Origin of the sequence: Thiomonas sp. OC7 (assembly GCF_900634595.1) — a bacterium.
GTDB classification, from domain to species: Bacteria; Pseudomonadota; Gammaproteobacteria; order Burkholderiales; family Burkholderiaceae_C; genus Thiomonas; species Thiomonas arsenitoxydans.
Genome location: NZ_LR131953.1, coordinates 1,242,108 through 1,258,751 on the forward strand (window position 1 = coordinate 1,242,108; position 16,644 = coordinate 1,258,751).

Below are 16,644 nucleotides of genomic sequence, written 5' to 3' on the forward strand. Positions count from 1 at the left end.
ATAGGAATGCCGAGGAATCGCGCAACCCATTGAAATTCTTAAAATATAAGAAAATAATTATTATATTTTTACACCATATAATTATTTTCTTATATTTAATGCCGCGAATTTGGCATAAATTTAATTCATATAAGTAACAAGAAAAATCAATTTGTTGAGAGTTGCAATCTCTATTTGAATCCGCCTTGCTGAAGTACTTCAGTCCAGAGCCGAGCAGCACGCTATCGGGTTCCAAAATAGATCAAGGAGGAGATTGCATGAAAAAAAGCATCATGGCAGCTGTAGTCATAGGGGCATGCTGTCAAATGGCCCACGCTAAGGAGGGTGCCCAGCTCTACGGCGTCATTGACATGGGCATTGAAAGGCTGACCTATGACAACACCAGCCTGAACCGGCTCGGTTCCGGCGTGCAATCCACAGACCGGATCGGGATACGAGGACAGGAAAATTTGGGAGGGGGTTTGCAAACATTTTTTGATGTCGAAACCGGATTTTGTGGAAACGGCACCAATTCGTTTCCAGGCAGCCTCGTATACAAGGGGGATAACAGTGCCGTGGGATCGAGTGTTTGCTCGGGTGGGGGGTTCATGGGTCGCCTCAGCCTGCTGGGGTTAAAAAGCCGCTATGGCGTTTTTAAGGCCGGTCGCTTTTACAGTCTGAATTATGACAATCTCGTCAAGATCGATCCATTCATGACAGGGATGACTGGGGCTGTGAAAAACATCGACCCCGCAGGCTATAACTACGTTCGATTTTCGCAGGCTGTTGGATACCGGACTCCCGATTTTGGCGGGCTAACGGCCGCCATGCTCTACGCATTTGGTGGACAGCCCGGAAGCTTCTCAAAGGGACAGTCTTATGAACTGAACGTGGATTATGAATCCAAAAAATTTACCGCTGGAATTGATTATCTAAAAAATAACCATCCGTACAGCGCAGGCAGCAAATTTAATCCTTATGTTGCACTGGCCTGGGAATTCGGTCCAGCTGCAACGCTCACCCAAAAGGGCTCGTTCAATAATGAAGTCGTCCAGCTCTATGGTGGATATGATTTTTCCGTCGCCAAACTGACTGCACTTTATTCTGACGAAAAATACGGCGATGGTCTGCCCTATGCGGCAGGACATTTCGTACCGGATTTGAAAATATGGATGCTTGGCGCAACTATTCCCCTGCCGCGAGGGAAATTTCTGGCTTCAATTTCCAGGCGCAGTGACATGAACAAATCTGACACCACTGCAACGCAAGTGGCCATTGGTTATCTTTATCCGCTCTCCAAGAGGACGAACATCTATACATCGTATTCACGCATCCGCAACGATTCGGCAACAGATTTGTATGTTGGCGATAACGGTTTCACCGCACAGGGAACCGTTGGCGGCGCGAGTGCCAGTGGTCTAACCATCGGCCTGCGTCATTTCTTCTGATGGCTCCAGCGCCATTACCCACTTTGTCCAAGGAAACATCATGAACATGTTCATCCGACGTGCGCTTGTTGGCGCAACGCTCACTACATTTGCATTCTTGCCCGGTCTGGCACACGCTGAGGATACGGTTCCGGCAATCGCCACGCAGTCGCACTACGGTGCGATCTTCCAGATCGACTCCGGTAGTCCAGGCGCTATCAAAAAGACCATCAACAATATAGAAAACCTGCTCCATGACCCCAGGCTCAAAGGCAAGGTCCAGGTCGAGTTGATCGCCAACGCCCAGGGATTCGCCGCCTACGTCAAGAACAATGGTTTTGAGAAAAAATTGCAAGTTCTGCAACAGCAGGGCGTGCTGTTAGCGCAATGTGCCAATACCTTGCGCGAGTTGCATGTGGATCGCAAGGATCTATATCCATTCATCACTGTGGTGCCGTCCGGAATGGGAGAAATCACCATTCGGGAAGCGCAAGGGTGGGCGTATATCCATCCCTCAGCACCGAAGCCTGGTCTATGATCGAGGCACATCAAAAAGATAGGGATGCACTGCGTCCCTGTCTTTTTGATTTCAGGCGCGTGAAACGCACCTCTTGCTTATTTCGGGCAGGTGGCCGTGCTGCCCGGCACTTTGCCGACCAGCAGCAGGAAAGAGGAGAACGGGTCCATGGCGCGCATGGCCACCATCTTCGGCCCCTGGAATTCGAGGCGACCGAACATCATGGCCTTCATCGGGCCGTATTCGCCCTTGCCCATTTCTTCCCACTGCTTGGTGTTGGCGTGCATGAGAAAGTCGACATCGAAATTAGGCTTGAGGGTGGGCGCGCCGCCGGAGACGCACATGGCCTTGTCGTTTTGCAACTGCAACTTGAGTTCAACCGCGGTGTCCTTGCCGCAATCGGTGCGGTACATCTCCACCAGCTTGTAGCCGCGGCCTTTGTCGTCGTGCATGAACTCGCCCTTGAGTCCGTTGGTCAGCTCGGGGGTGTTGTTCCAGGCGGTGCAGGCTTCGCTGGCCCATTGCGGTGACATCAGCACCGGGGTGTCGGCCCAGGCTGTGGCCGACACGCAGGACAGGGCCATACCGGCGGCCAGACCGAGGGCTTGCAGCGAACGGCGGGGGTTGAACAGTGTTTTCATGTAGGGTTGTCTCCAAGAGGGTTTGAAACACTCGCGCAGGGGATGGTGATGGAGCCCTGCCGTGGCGCGACGACACGGCGACAGGCTGGATTTCAAGCGGAAGGGTCAGTCAGGCAACAGCTCCTGCGCGCGCTGAGCGAAGGCTTGTGCTTGTTTCTCGTCGATGAACAAGCGGATGAATTTGACGCAGGCTTGCACGGCGGCAGCGCGGCCTTCCGGGGTGTCGGGATGTTGTTCGATTTTCTGCACCAGCCGCGCGGCCTGGGCGCCGAACTGTTCTTCGACGAGGGCGATGAGCAGGCCGTGGGGGGTCTGCTGCGGCGCGTCGGCGGCAAACAAGGAGACGGGCGCAACTGAGGGAGACGCGGCGGCGTTGCGCACCAGATAGCCCTCATCGAGCAAGCCGCGCAGCGCTAGAAGACAGCGCTCGGGGTCGGCGCCCGCTTTGAGCAACTCGGCCACCGGCCGATGGCCATCGGCCATGATGAGCAGATTGCGCTGCCCGGGCAGGAGATGGTGGGCACGGGTGGCGAGTTCTTCACGACCCTTGGGCGTTTTTTCCAGTATCCAGTCGAGCGGCAATTCAGCAGACATCTCCTTCGGGTGCGACTTGGGCGCCGCACCGGTCTCCTTGGTTTTGATCGCGCAACACGCTGCGCCACAGTCCCGGGAGTATGCCGATTTGTTGCCCGGCTGACACCGGGATGAACCCGCAGAAAAAAGGCCCGCACGCGGCGGGCCTGGATGAAACGTCTGCGGGATGCTCAGACTTTGGTGGTCTGCGGCAAGCCGGTGATGTAGCCCACGGCAGCGCCATAGCCGTTTTCGTAGTTCTTGTCGATCAGCGGCTCCAGAGTCTGGAACACCTTGGCGTGCAGGCCGGTGGTATTGGTCACACCGTTGGCGGTGACGGTCTTGATCTCCCAGTCGCCGGGGTGCTGGAAGTTGCTCATCACATACATCCAGCCGTTCACGTTATCGACGCCCTGCAAGCCAGTGCTCTCGGCACCCGCCGGGGTGGAGAGGATGCGGCTGAGTTGCTTGGTATCGACGTTATAGGCCCAGAGGAAGTTGTTGACGTGCATGCCGCTGTCTTCGCCGATGAACAGGGTGCGCAGCTTTTCCGAGAACTTGATGTTGTCGGGGTTGGCAATCTTGTTCGGATTGGCGAGATTGCCCAAGGCATCGGGCGTGGCCAGGTCTTCGCCCACCAGCGCGGCAGGCGCAGCCATGTCCACCGGCACCCACTCGCTGTTCATCGCGGCGCCGCTGGTGTCCACTTGCCCGGCCTTGAGGTTGAGGGCGTACACCGCACCGGCCTTCGGCCCGGCGACTTTGAAGCCGGGGATCGAGCCATCGACCATCGACGACTGGATATAGGACATGGCGGAGTAGGCGATCTTGTCCTTGGCGTTGACGGTCGTGCCTTCCATTTTGGTGAAGGCCATGGTGCCGCCCTTGAGCCCGGCGTAGCGGTGGGTTTCGAGGAAGGCTGCCGCCTTTTCCTGCCCCGGAACGAGCTTGATCCAGTTTTTCTTGCCGCCCAGCCAGACCTGGGTGTAGGTGGAATCGCCCGGGTCGGTGGTCTTGACGTCCATGATGCTGGGCGTGCCGCCGTTTTGCGCCGCGGCCTGCGCCAGCGCCAGCACTTCCGCGCTGGTGGCATGGCCGAGGTTCACCCATTTCAGCGTGAAGGTGCCGGTGCCCACACCCGGAGCGCTGGTCTGCGTTGCTTGAGCAACGTACAGCGTGCCAGCCGACAGGTCGGCGGCTTTATCGGCGATGAACAGGAACAGACCGCCGTTGGTGGCGTCGTCGCCCATCAGCGCGGTGCGCTGGTCGGGCATGACCTGGATGAGTTCATGCGAAATGCGGCCCATGCAGTAATGTTTTTTCACCGTGCCGGTGCCGTCGGCGTTGACGGTAACTTCGGGCAGATGGCCGTAAAGATAAGGATTGGCCTTGACCGGATCGCTCACCGCGGCGGCGTCGCCGTACAGATTGGTGATGAAGGCCTGGAACTGGGTGTTCTTGGCGATGGAGGCGGCGTCGGGCTCGTATTCTTCGCTGGACAGATGGGTGCCCCAGGGCGACAAGCTGGCGCCGCAGGTGATCCACAGGCCATTGGCCGGTGCGGTGGGCACGTTGTAATACTTCACCAGACTGAGCTTGCCGGTGGCCGGATCTTGGTCGAGGGTGAGCACGGCGATGGGCGAAGGCAGTTTGCCGTAGGCCGAGACACCCGCCTGATCCAGGCTGGTGTATTCGAACTGCACCACGGCGAACACGGTATTGCCCTTCACACCGGCAACCTTGGCGCCCGGCACGCTGAGCAGCGTAGTGCCGTCGGGGGCGTCAGAGAAGAACTGGCGTGCCGACGCCGGCACGGAGTTATCCATGATGGGCTTGCCGTTGATGTCGAAGTAGCTACCGGCGATCAGTGTGCCGCCGTTGCCGTTGGGCACTTGCTGGCCAGTGATGAAAAACGGTTGATAACCAAGTTGGTAAGTCTGGCTGCTGCCGTCGCTGTAGGCCACTTTGAGCGCTGAAGCGACGTTGGTGGTCGCCATGCTCGCCGGGTCGGCGATGCCGGGCGCGGCCATCGCGGTGAAGGCTGCGGCCGTGGGGGTGGCGGTGGCCGCAGTGGCCGCCGTCGAGCCGCCACCGCAGGCGGCGAGCAGGGCGGAACCGCCCAGGCCGACGCCCAGCGGCAGCAAAGGCGCGCCACCGAACAGCTTCAGGGCCTGGCGTCGTGAAGGATTGGCTGGGGATTGGGACATCTTGAACTCCATCAGGGAAGAGCCGACAACAATAGCGTTACGGCTGAAAACGAAAAGTTACAGTCCAAATGTGACAAGATGTTGAATCGTCTGCCGCGCCCTGCGCGTTTGCGTCCGGCGCAAAGCTCCATCGTGCGAACATGTCGGCATTGCTCTGCTCGCTGCCCGCTGCGATGTTCAAACTCCCGCAAGTCCCCTTCCCTCCCGGCAATATGGGCCGCCGCCGTTGCCTGCACGCCGGTGCCGGACTGGCTTTGGGCGCGCTGCTGCCCCCTGCCGCCCTGGCTCAAAGCGCTGGTGCGTCCGCGCCGCTTCCCGGCGCGAGCAGCGTGGCTCCAGCCGCAGCGCTGTCTTCGGCCCAACTGGGCGACTGGAATGTCGGCGCCGCACAGGCCTTGATTGCGCGCATTGTGGAGCGCAACAAGCTGCCCGAAGCCCTGGTGGCGCGGCTGATCGGCCGGGCGCAATACAGCGCCACGGTGGCCCGACTCATTCTGCCGGGGCCGCCGGGCAAGAAAAACTGGCGGGTGTACCGCAGCCGGTTTCTCGACAGTCTGCGCATCGGCTCGGGCAGTGACTTCATGCAGGAATTCGGCGTGTGGTTCCAGCGAGCGCAGGAGCGCTACGGCGTGCCGCCGCACATCGTCGCGGGCATCCTCGGGGTGGAGACGATCTACGGCCGCAATATGGGCAACTTCCGCGTGGTCGATGCGCTCTCCACCCTGGCGCTGCGCTACCCCACGCAAGCGCCACGCGACCGCAGCGCTTACTTCGGCGTGCAGCTCGGTGATTTTTTCCAGTGGTGCGCACAAGATGCACGCAACCCGCTGCAGGTGCGCGGCTCGTATGCGGGAGCCATCGGCATGCCGCAGTTCATGCCCGAGAGCATCTTGAAATATGCGGTGGACTTCGACCACGGCGGCGGCATCGATCTGATCAACGACCCGGCAGACGCCATCGGCTCGGTGGCCAGCTACCTAGCCGCCAAGGGCTGGGTGCGCGGCCAGCCAGCGCACTTCCCCCTGCAACTGCCGCCCGATCTGCCGCAAGCCAGTCTCGACACCTTGCTCGGGCCCGACATTACGCCAACCTTCACCGCCGACCAGCTCGTGGCAATGGGCCTGCCGCTGCTGCCGCAGGCCCGCGCCTATGCGGGCAAGCTGGCCGTGGTGCAACTGCCCAATGCCGACGCCGCGCCCGACTATGTGCTGGGCACGGACAATTTTTACGCCATCACCCGCTACAACCAGTCGGCGTTCTACGCGTTGGCGGTCATCGAGCTGGGCGAGGTAGTGGCTGCTGCTGCGGCGGCAGCTCAATCCTGAGGCGTGGCGCTGAGCTGGCGGATGCCCGCAAGCACGATGGCGCTGAGCTCGGCCACATCCTGCCCGTAGCGGCGGGCGGCGTTCAGCTCGCCCAGATCGAGCGCGGCCTTGGCCTGGCGCGCGAGTTCATGGATTTCGGCATGCTGCTCCAGCAGCAGCGCGTAGCGCGGGTCGCGGCCGTAATACAGCCGCCCTTGACCGTTGAGCCACAGGCCGAGGTGGCACTGGTTTTCCGCCGCCACGTCGAGCACATGGTCGGGAAACGGCACCTCGCCGCGCACCGCCTGCTGCAGCCGTTCCACCCGGCGTAGCTGAGCCACCTCGACTTCGTGCGGAAACTCGGCGGCGCGCAGATTGGCCGTGGGCCGCACCCAGGTCTGCACCCAGGTGGCCACGGCGTCGGCGGGCAGCGGGCGGGCAATGGCGTAGCCCTGCGCCAGGGTGCAGTTCATCGCCGCCAGCACCGAGAGATGCTCCAGCGTTTCGGCGCCTTCGCCAATGACTTCCAGCCCGAGCAGATTGGCCGCGGTGACCACGGCGGAGACGATGGCGAAGTCTTTCGGGTCGTTGACCATGTCGCGCACGAAGGACTGATCGATCTTGATCGATTGCGCCGGAAGCTGCTGCAAGTAAGTGAGCGAGGCCGCGCCGGTGCCGAAGTCGTCGAGCGCGACGCTCAGGCCAAGATCCTGGCAGCTTTGCAAAATCTGCCGCGCCTGCTCCAGGTTGCGCAGCGGCGCCGACTCGGTGACCTCGAGCATCAGCCCGCTCGCGGGAAAACCGGGATGGTTGTGCAGCGCCTGATGCAGATCGTCCAGAAACTCGGGCGCCAGAAGATGCTCGGCGCTGATATTGACGGCGATATGCAGCTCCAAGCCCTCGGCGCGCCACTGCACGCCCTGGGTCAGCGCCTGGTCGAGCACGAAGCGGCCGATGGCGCGCGCCAGCCGTCCGTGGTCGAGCACGCTGGCAAAGTCGGCCGCCACCATTTGCCCGCCCTGCTCGGTCTGCAGACGCAGCAAGGCTTCGACGCCCACCACCGCGGGCCGCGCCGGGTCTCCCCCGATGGCCACGATGGGCTGGTAATTGAGCGACAGCCGCCCTTGCTGCAAAGCGGCCTCCACGCTTTCGAGCAAATTTTTCTGGCGCTGAGCCTCGCGCTCGAAATCGGGCTTGAAACGCAGGTAGCGATCTCGCCCCGCAGCCTTGGCGGCATAGAGCGCCAGATCGGCGCGGCGCAGCAAGGTCTCGGCATCGCCACCGTCTTGCGGATAAAGTGCGCAGCCCAGACTCACCGAAATCGACGCCTGCCGACCCACGCCCAGATCGAAGGGCTGGCGCAGCGCCGAGAGGATGCGCTGCGCCGCCGCTTCGGCCGCGATTTCGCCGCTGCCCAGCCCCTCCGTCAGCAGCACGGCGAATTCGTCCCCGCCCATGCGGGCCATGACTTCACCTTCGCGCAGGATGGTCTGTAGACGCTGCGCGGTTTCGCGCAACAAAGCATCGCCGGCCGAGTGCCCATAGGCATCGTTGACTTGTTTGAAGCCATCGAGATCGAGCAGGAGCAGGCCGAATTCGCCCTGACGTCTCCAGGCGGTTTCAAGCGCCACCTGGAGCCGCTCGCGCAGCAGCGCACGGTTGCCGACCGCCGTGAGCGGATCGGTGATGGCCAGGGTGCGCAACCGCTGCTGCTGAACTTGCGCCAGCGCCTGTTCGCGGCCGATCTGACCCAAGGCGTAGCGATACAGCACCGTGAGCAGCAGCAACAGCAGCAACAGCCCGACCATCGGCGGCCAGATGGTGTGCAGATATTGCGTCCACAGCAGACTGCTCGGCACCGAAACCGCCACCGCCAGATCGGGATATCCCGGCAGCCGCTGCCAACTGCCGATGCGCATCGAACCGTCCGCCACCACCCAACCCTCGTAATGCGCACTATGGGTCGCCGGCTGATCGGTCAAAGACCGGACGAACACCCCAAGCTGCGGCTTGGAAAAGAACGACGCGTCTTTGGGCGCTGGCCAACGAGCGAGCACATAGCCATCGTTGCGCGCCAGCACGGCGGCAATGCCGCTGTAAGGCAGCGCCGTGTTCGCCAGGGTTTGCTGCAGAAAAGTCTGGGTGCTGACCGCGGCAATGACGTAGAACGCCGGATGCGTCTGCCCCGCGGGAATCTCGCGCACCAGCGGGATCACCCATTTACCCACCAGCGGCCCGATCAGAGGGCGACCGATGATGAGCCCGTTTTTCTGCGGCTGGGCGCGCAGGCGCGCCAGCGCGTGCTGCAGATCGGGATAGTGCTGCAGATCGGGGAGTTTGTCCGAGCGCAGCGAGCTGCCCAGCAGACGGCCGTCGGCCGACACAATGTTGATGGACAGCGAGCCCGGCAGCAGCGCCTGCCTGCGTTCGAGCAGAATCTGCAGCACTTCGGGGTGTTGCAGCAGATCGGCCTTGTCTTGAAGGTCGGAGCCGGTGGCTTCGAGCACCGACGAAAAACCCTGGAAGTAAGACTGCGTGGCGCTCACCAGAAAACTGGAGCTGGTGTCGAGCGAGCCATAGAGAATCTCCCGCTGCCCCCGCCAGGAGGTCACGGCATAGACCAGCGCCAGCACGACGAAGGTGATGAATAGCGCCCAGTAGGTGCGGCGAATCCAGCGCTGCACGATGGGCGTCGGCGCCAGTTGCGGCGCCTGACCAGAGGCAAACAGGGGCAGTTCAGTCTGCCGCTCCATCCCGAAAGTCAGGGTATCGGGTGAGGCGCCGTTGACGTTCGGCTCGGAAGTCATGCAATCGGGGCAGTGGACATCATCGGGGAGGATTTCAGGCTTGGTGCACTTTACCCTGCGCTGACAAACCACCACAACGCCCCATTCCCGGAAATCGGTAGAGAGCCGCGGATTGTGTGAAAGACTTCACAATTCCTGCTCCAGCGGCACTGGCTGCTGGCGCGCGTTGAGGGCGACGTGAATCCCGGCGAAGATCAGCAAGGCCGCCCACAAGTGATACCAGTGGATGGTTTCGCCCAGAAACAACCAGCTCAGCAGCGCGGCGAACAGAGGCGCCAGATTGCCGAAGTAAGACGGAATCTGCGCCCCGACCTTGCCCACCGCGCTGCCCCAGCACCAGTAAGCCAGCAGCGAAGGCAACACCGCCACATAGGCCAGCGCCAGCCAGACCGGGCCGCCCCAATGAGTCGTCTCACCGCCAATCCAGCGTTCGGCCAGCATGAAGGGCAGGATGGACAGCACGCCCCAGATCATCTGCGCGGCCAGCGAGGTCATCGGCGCGAGGCCCAGGGGCCGCTGCCGCAGTTCCCAGGTGTAGATGGCCCACAGAAACACGGCCACGAGCATGATGAGATCGCCCGGCGCGAAGTGCAGCGCCGTCAGATGCGCCAGATCGCCCTTGGCCACGACCACCGCCACCCCGGCGATCGACAGCATGGCGCCGATCCATTGCGCCCGTCCCACAGTCTGCTTGTAAAACGCCCCGCCGATCAGCAGGATGAACACCGGCGCGCTGGAAGTGATGAGCGAGACGTTGAGCGGCGTGGTGGTCTCCAGCGCCACGTATTGCAGCGAGTTGTAGCTGCCCACCCCCAGAATGCCCATGACCGCAAGCGACTTCCACTTGCTGCGCAACACCGCCCGGTTGCGCCACAGATCGGGGCCGACGATGAGCAGCGCCAGCAGCAGCGCGAACAACCAGCGGTAAAAGCTCAGCGCCATGGGGGGAATCTGCCCCACCATCAGCCGCCCCACGACGGCATTGCCAGCCCAGAACAGAGGCGGGAGGGTCAGCAGAAGAACCGTGCTTGGGTCAAGAAAGGAGTGGCTTTTGGAAGGCATGGGTGCATTATTTCAGTGCACCCGTCAATCTGCTCAACAAAGCGCACGCCGCAAGGGGGCCTGAGAGACGGTCAGTCAGCCCTCATTCGTACACCTCGGCCTGCGCCAGCCGGGGCGCCGCCGCATCCTTGGCGGCCAGACTCGGCTGGCCGCCCGGCAGGTGCAAACCTTTCAGCGGCCAGTCGATGGCCAGTTCCGGATCGTTCCAGGCGAGATTGCGGTCGTGTTCCGGGTACCAGTAGTCGGTGGTCTTGTAGAGGAAGTCGGCGGTTTCGCTCAGCACCACAAAGCCGTGGCCGAAGCCCGGCGGCACCCACAGCAGGCGCTGGTTCTGCGCGCTCAGTTCCACGCCCACCCACTGCTTGAAGCGCGGCGAGCTGCGGCGCAGATCCACCGCCACATCCCAGACCGTGCCGGTGACCGCGCGCACCAGCTTGCCCTGCGGCTTGATGAGCTGGTAGTGCAGGCCGCGCAGCACGCCCTGGGCGGATTTGGAATGGTTGTCCTGCACGAATTCCACATCCAGCCCGGTGTCCAACGCGAAGGTCTTGCGGTTATAGCTCTCGAAAAAAAAGCCGCGCTCGTCCCCAAAGACTTTGGGCTCCAGAATGAGCACTTCGGGCAGGGCGGTGGGAATGACCTTCATACCTTCTCCTCGGCCAGCAGGCGCAGCAGATATTGGCCGTAGCCGTTCTTTTTCATCGGGGCGGCGAGTTGTTCGAGCTGGGCGGCAGTAATCCAGCGTTGGCGGAAGGCGATTTCCTCCGGGCAAGCGACCTTCAGGCCCTGGCGCTTTTCAATCGTGGCGATGAACTGCCCGGCTTCGAGCAGGCTGTCGTGGGTGCCGGTGTCCAGCCAGGCGTAGCCGCGGCCGAGGGTCTGCACCTGCAGCGTGCCCTGCTGCAGGTAGACGCGGTTGACGTCGGTGATCTCCAGCTCGCCGCGCGGCGAGGGCTTGAGGTGGGCGGCGATGTCGCACACCTGCGGGTCGTAGAAGTACAGGCCGGTGACGGCGTAGCTGCTCTTCGGTTGGGCGGGTTTTTCTTCGATGCTGATGGCGCGGCCGGTGGCGTCGAACTCGACCACGCCGTAGCGTTCAGGGTCGTGCACGTGATAGGCGTAGACCGTCGCGCCTTGGGTCTGGGCGTGAGCCTCTTTGAGTGAGGCTTGCAGATCGTGGCCCCAGAACAGGTTGTCGCCCAGCACCAGCGCGCTCGGCGCGTTGCCGATGAAGTCGCGGCCGATGATAAAAGCCTGCGCCAGGCCGTCGGGGCTGGGCTGCACCGCGTACTGCAGGCTCAAGCCCCACTGGCTGCCGTCGCCCAGCAACTGGGCAAAGCGCGGGGTGTCTTGCGGGGTGGAGATGATGAGCACCTCGCGGATGCCTGCGAGCATGAGCGCGGACAACGGGTAGTAGATCATCGGCTTGTCGTACACCGGCAGCAGTTGCTTGCTCACCGCCTGGGTGACGGGGTAGAGCCGGGTGCCGGAGCCGCCGGCGAGGATGAGGCCTTTGCGGGCTTGGGTCATAGCGGAAGTCACAGCGGAAGTTCGTCGATCAGGCGTTGCACCTGGGTCTGCCAGGGCGGCAGAAACAGGTCGAAGGTGGTTTGGAGTTTGCTGCAGTCCAGCCGGGAGTTGACCGGGCGCGGGGCGGGCAGCGGGTAGTCCGCCGTGGTGATGGCCTGCACGTGTTCGGGCGCGCAGCGCAGCGGCAGGCCGCGGGCGGCAGCGGCAGCGATGACGAATTGCGCGTAGCCGTGCCAACTGGTGCTGCCCTGCGCGGTGAGGTGGTAGAGGCCGCTGGCCTGCTGTGCCAGAGCGGAGTCGGTGCGCAGGCGTTGCAGCATCTGCACGGTGGTGTCGGCGATGAGCTCGGCGCTGGTGGGGGCGCCGAACTGGTCGGCGATCACCCGCAGGCTGTCGCGCTCGGCGGCGAGCTTGAGCATGGTCTTGGCGAAGTTGCCGCCACGCGCGGCGTACACCCAGGAAGTGCGCAGGATGAGATGGCGGCAGCCGCTGGCGGTGATGGCCTGCTCACCCGCGAGCTTGCTGCGGCCGTAGGCGCTTTGCGGGTTGGGGGTGTCGGCCTCGGTGTAGCTGCCGGGCGCGGGTTTGGCGCCGTCGAACACGTAGTCGGTGGAGTAATGCACCAGCATGGCGTGGTGTTCAGCGGCCCAGGCGGCGAGCACGCCCGGCGCAGCGGCGTTGATGCGCTGGGCCAGTTCGGGGTCGGTCTCGGCTTTGTCGACGGCGGTGTAGGCGGCGGCGTTGACGATAAGCTCAGGCTGCTCGCGTTGCAGCACGATGCGCAAGGCATCGAGGTCGCCAAGGTCGGCTTGGGTGCGATTCAGCGGCCGCACCTCGCCCAGCGGCAGCAAGGCGCGACGCAGCTCCCAGCCGACCTGGCCGTCTGCGCCCAGCAGCAGGATGCGCGGCGGGTTCAAGCGGCGGCTCCGTACTGTTTGCCGACCCACTGGCGGTAGGCGCCGCTGGTGACGTGTTCCACCCAATCCGGGTTGTCGAGATACCACTGCACGGTTTTGCGCAGGCCGGTGGCGAAGGTCTCCTGCGGAGTCCAGCCCAGTTCGCGCTCGATCTTGCGGGCGTCGATGGCGTAGCGCCGGTCATGGCCGGGACGGTCGGTGACGAAAGTGATCTGCGCCCGGTAGCTGCTGCCATCCATCTTGGGGCGGAGTTGATCGAGCAGGTCGCACAGGGTGTGCACCACATCGAGATTCTTCACCTCGTTGCAGCCGCCGACGTTGTAGGTCTCACCTAGGCGACCGGCTTCGAGCACGCGGGCGATGGCGCGGCAGTGGTCTTGCACATACAGCCAGTCGCGCACGTTCTGGCCGTCGCCATACACCGGCAGGGGTTTGCCGGCCAGGGCGTTGTGGATCATCAGCGGGATGAGTTTCTCGGGGAACTGGTAGGGGCCGTAGTTGTTGGAGCAGTTGGTGGTGAGCACCGGCAGGCCGTAGGTGTGATGCCAGGCGCGAACGAGGTGATCGCTTGCTGCCTTGCTCGCGCTGTAGGGGCTGTTGGGCGCGTAGGGGGTGGTCTCGGTGAAGGCGGGGTCGGTGGGCGAGAGGCTGCCGTACACCTCATCGGTGGAGACGTGCAGGAAGCGGAAGGCGGCTTTCTCCGGCGCGGGCAACGCGGCCCAGTAGGCGCGGGTGGCTTCGAGCAGTTCGAAGGTGCCTTGCACATTGGTGCGGATGAAGTCGCCGGGGCCGTGGATGGAGCGGTCGACATGGCTCTCGGCGGCGAAGTGCAGGAGGGCGCGGGGGCGGTGCTGGGTCAGCAGCGCGGCCACCGCTGGGCGGTCGCAAATATCGACCCGCGCGAAGTGGTAGCGCGGGTCGGAAGCCACTGGGGCCAGGCTCTCCAGGTTGCCCGCATAAGTGAGCGCGTCGAGCACCAGCACGGGCTCGTCCATCTGGCCCAGCCAGTGGTGCACAAAATTGGCGCCGATGAAACCGGCGGCTCCGGTGAGGAAGATCATGAGGAAACGTCCGATGCAGGTCAGCAAAATTCTCAAAGCATAACCAAGGCTGCCGTTGCCGACGGCTGCCGGCTTCGGCGTACGCGGCAGCCGCGCTCAACATTCGACGATATTCACCGCCAGACCGCCGCGGGCGGTTTCTTTGTATTTGGTCTGCATGTCGGCGCCGGTGTCGCGCATGGTCTTGATGACCTGATCGAGCGAAACGATGTGGCGACCGTCGCCGTGCAGGGCCATGCGCGCAGCATTGAGCGCCTGCACCGAAGCGATGGCGTTGCGCTCGATGCAGGGCACTTGCACCAGCCCGCCAACGGGGTCGCAAGTCAGGCCGAGGTGGTGTTCCATGCCGATTTCCGCAGCGTTTTCCACCTGTTCGGGCGTGCCGCCGATGACAGCGCAGAGCGCACCGGCGGCCATGGAGCAGGCCACGCCCACCTCACCCTGGCAGCCGACCTCGGCGCCGCTGATCGAGGCGTTTTCTTTGTAGAGCAGGCCGATGGCGCCCGCGGTGAGCAGAAAGTCGGCCACGCCCGCCTCGCTCGCGTCCGGGACGAAGCGGGTGTAGTAGTGCAGCACGGCGGGGATGATGCCCGCAGCGCCGTTGGTCGGCGCGGTGACCACGCGACCGCCCGCGGCGTTTTCTTCATTGACGGCCAGGGCGAAGAGGTTGACCCAGTCGATGACTTGCAGCGGATCGCTCAGCGGCGTTGGCGGCATCGGCAGCGCGGAGGCATCAGTCAGCGCAACTCCGTGTGCACCGCTCAGGGTGCGATAGAGCTTTGGCGCACGGCGCCGCACATGCAGCCAGCCGGGCAACTCGCCTTCGGTGGCGCAGCCATGCGCGACGCAGGCTTGCATGACCTGCCAGATGTGCTGCAGGTCGCGGTTGATTTCGGCATCGCTGCGCCAATGCTGCTCGTTGCGGCGCATGACACCCGCGATGCTGAGTTGGTGCGCACGAGTGAGTTCCAGCAGCTCTGCCCCGCTGTGAAACGGCAGGGGCAGCACGGTGGTGTCGGGCGCGATGCGTTTTTGCTTTTCGCCATCGGCCGCGACGTCTTCGCTCACCACGAAGCCGCCGCCCACAGAGTAGTAAACGCGCTGATCAATCAGCGCTCCAGCAGCGTCATAGGCGGAAAATTGCAGGCCGTTGGCATGCAGCGGCAACTGCTTGAGCGCGAAAAAAACAATGTCGCGCGCGGGGTCGAAGTCCAGCGCTTGCGTGCCGAGCAGGCCGAGCCGGTGCGTGGTCTGCAGCGCCGCGATGCGCGCGGCAATGGTGTCCACATCCACGGTATCGGGCTGCTCACCCATCAGACCGAGGATGACCGCCTTGTCGCTGCCATGCCCCTTGCCCGTAGCGCCTAGCGAGCCATACAGCGCGCATTCCAGTCGGGCGACGCGGGACATGAGTTGGCTGCTTTGCAGATACAGGGCGAACAGTCGCGCAGCCCGCATCGGCCCCACGGTATGCGAACTGCTGGGGCCGATACCTACCTTGAACAGATCGAACACGGAGACGGCCATGACGTCTCCTTCAGATCAAGCCTGCGCCGTGCAGGCCGCGGTGAGATCGGCGGCAAAAGCATCGACCGATTCCGGCGTGGTGTCCCAGGCGCACATCAGGCGACAGCCGCCGTCGGCGATGAATTCATAGAAGCGCCAGCCCTGGCCGTGCAGGGTGTCGATGACGGCCCGCGGCAGATGGGCGAACACCGCGTTGGCCTCGGGCGGATGCATCACCCGTACGCCGGGCACCTCATGGATGGCAGCATAAAGACGCTGCGCCATGGCGTTGGCATGACGGGCGTGACGCAGCCAGTTGTCGTTTTCCAGCATGCCCAGCCAGGGCGCGGAAATGAAGCGCATCTTCGAGGCGAGCTGCCCGGCTTGCTTCACGCGCCAGGCGAAATCGGCGGACAGTTCGCGGTCGAAAAACACCACGGCTTCGCCCACGGGTAGGCCGTTCTTGGTGCCGCCGAAGCACAGCACGTCCACCCCGGCGCGCCAGGTGATGTCACTCGGATGACAGCCCAGCGTGGCCACGGCGTTAGCGAACCGGGCCCCGTCCATGTGCAGCTTGAGATGGTGGCGCTTGGCCATGGCGGCAATGGCGCGCACCTCTTCGACGCTATACACCGTGCCCAACTCGGTGGCCTGGGTGATGGAGACGACCTTGGGCTTGGGCGAATGAATGTCGCTGCGCTTGGTGGCCAGAAAGTCGATGGCCTCGGGCGTGAGCTTGCCGCGCCGCGCCTGCGCGCTTTCAGCCTCGGTGATCAGCAGCTTGGAGCCGCCGGAGAAAAACTCCGGACAGCCGCACTCATCGGTTTCGATATGCGCCACCGGGGTGCAGATCACTGCGTGATAGCTCTGGCACATGGCGGCCAGCGCCAGCGAGTTGGCCGCGGTGCCGTTGAACACGAAGTACACGTCGCAATCGGTCTGGAACAGATCGCGCAGCCGGTCGGAGACGCGGTGCGTCCAGCCATCGTCGCCATACGCCGGCTGATGGCCCGAGGCATTGGCCTGCAGCAGCCAGTGCAGGGCTTCGGGACAGATGCCGGCGTAGTTGTCGCTGGCGAAATGCTGGCGGAGTTCAGGGGGGTGCATGGTGCG

14 protein-coding genes are annotated in these 16,644 nt (G+C 63.2%); 3 read left to right on the forward strand and 11 right to left on the reverse strand.

Going from position 1 to position 16,644, the window contains the following annotated elements; all coding sequences use genetic code 11:
- The first annotated feature begins 257 nt into the window (after positions 1-257).
- Together BIO17B3_RS05945 and BIO17B3_RS05950 are read left to right on the forward strand one after the other, a co-directional pair.
- Positions 258-1,427, forward strand: coding sequence for a porin (locus BIO17B3_RS05945; RefSeq protein ID WP_156053415.1), 1,170 nt, complete (start codon positions 258-260; stop codon positions 1,425-1,427).
- A gap of 40 nt (positions 1,428-1,467) precedes the next feature.
- Entirely contained in the window at positions 1,468-1,944 is a 477-nt protein-coding gene (locus tag BIO17B3_RS05950) for a DsrE family protein (protein WP_013106837.1), read from the forward strand.
- A gap of 77 nt (positions 1,945-2,021) precedes the next feature.
- Here the strand turns inward: BIO17B3_RS05950 and BIO17B3_RS05955 are convergent, their stop codons facing one another.
- The 3 genes from BIO17B3_RS05955 to BIO17B3_RS05965 form a co-directional block, all read right to left on the reverse strand.
- Positions 2,022-2,564 carry an SCP2 sterol-binding domain-containing protein gene (locus BIO17B3_RS05955; protein WP_013124062.1) on the reverse strand — a complete coding sequence of 181 codons (543 nt, stop codon included), beginning with the start codon at positions 2,562-2,564 and terminating at the stop codon, positions 2,022-2,024.
- A 105-nt stretch (positions 2,565-2,669) separates the two neighbouring features.
- Positions 2,670-3,158, reverse strand: a complete 489-nt coding sequence (locus tag BIO17B3_RS05960) for a hypothetical protein (RefSeq protein ID WP_156053416.1) — start codon at positions 3,156-3,158, stop codon at positions 2,670-2,672.
- A 170-nt stretch (positions 3,159-3,328) separates the two neighbouring features.
- Positions 3,329-5,344 (reverse strand): PhoX family phosphatase, encoded by a 2,016-nt coding sequence (locus BIO17B3_RS05965; protein WP_156053417.1) that lies wholly within the window; start codon positions 5,342-5,344, stop codon positions 3,329-3,331.
- Between the two features lie 173 nt (positions 5,345-5,517).
- Here BIO17B3_RS05965 and mltB point away from each other — a divergent pair, with 173 nt between their 5' ends.
- The gene (mltB, locus tag BIO17B3_RS05970) at positions 5,518-6,669 is read left to right on the forward strand and encodes a lytic murein transglycosylase B (protein WP_232054197.1); all 1,152 of its coding nucleotides are present in this window, start codon (positions 5,518-5,520) and stop codon (positions 6,667-6,669) included.
- Here the strand turns inward: mltB and BIO17B3_RS05975 are convergent.
- The 8 genes from BIO17B3_RS05975 to BIO17B3_RS06010 form a co-directional block, all read right to left on the reverse strand.
- Positions 6,660-9,455 (reverse strand): EAL domain-containing protein, encoded by a 2,796-nt coding sequence (locus BIO17B3_RS05975; protein ID WP_156053419.1) that lies wholly within the window; start codon positions 9,453-9,455, stop codon positions 6,660-6,662. The two genes, mltB and BIO17B3_RS05975, sit on opposite strands and share 10 nt — an antisense overlap.
- Positions 9,456-9,581: 126 nt before the next feature.
- Positions 9,582-10,517: a DMT family transporter gene (locus BIO17B3_RS05980; protein WP_156053420.1), complete on the reverse strand. Its 936-nt coding sequence runs from the start codon at positions 10,515-10,517 to the stop codon at positions 9,582-9,584.
- A gap of 82 nt (positions 10,518-10,599) precedes the next feature.
- Entirely contained in the window at positions 10,600-11,163 is a 564-nt protein-coding gene (gene rfbC, locus BIO17B3_RS05985) for a dTDP-4-dehydrorhamnose 3,5-epimerase (RefSeq protein WP_156053421.1), read from the reverse strand.
- Positions 11,160-12,047, reverse strand: a complete 888-nt coding sequence (gene rfbA, locus BIO17B3_RS05990; RefSeq protein WP_156053422.1) for a glucose-1-phosphate thymidylyltransferase RfbA — start codon at positions 12,045-12,047, stop codon at positions 11,160-11,162. The genes rfbC and rfbA overlap by 4 nt, the downstream gene beginning before the upstream one ends.
- An 8-nt stretch (positions 12,048-12,055) precedes the next feature.
- The gene (gene rfbD / locus BIO17B3_RS05995; RefSeq protein WP_156053423.1) at positions 12,056-12,964 is read right to left on the reverse strand and encodes a dTDP-4-dehydrorhamnose reductase; all 909 of its coding nucleotides are present in this window, start codon (positions 12,962-12,964) and stop codon (positions 12,056-12,058) included.
- Complete coding sequence (gene rfbB, locus BIO17B3_RS06000) at positions 12,961-14,025, reverse strand: dTDP-glucose 4,6-dehydratase (protein ID WP_156053424.1); 1,065 nt, start codon at positions 14,023-14,025, stop codon at positions 12,961-12,963. The genes rfbD and rfbB overlap by 4 nt, the downstream gene beginning before the upstream one ends.
- Before the next feature lie 96 nt (positions 14,026-14,121).
- Complete coding sequence (locus BIO17B3_RS06005; protein ID WP_156053425.1) at positions 14,122-15,552, reverse strand: L-serine ammonia-lyase; 1,431 nt, start codon at positions 15,550-15,552, stop codon at positions 14,122-14,124.
- Positions 15,553-15,567: 15 nt separating this feature from the next.
- Entirely contained in the window at positions 15,568-16,638 is a 1,071-nt protein-coding gene (locus tag BIO17B3_RS06010; protein WP_156053426.1) for a low specificity L-threonine aldolase, read from the reverse strand.
- Positions 16,639-16,644 lie beyond the last annotated feature (6 nt).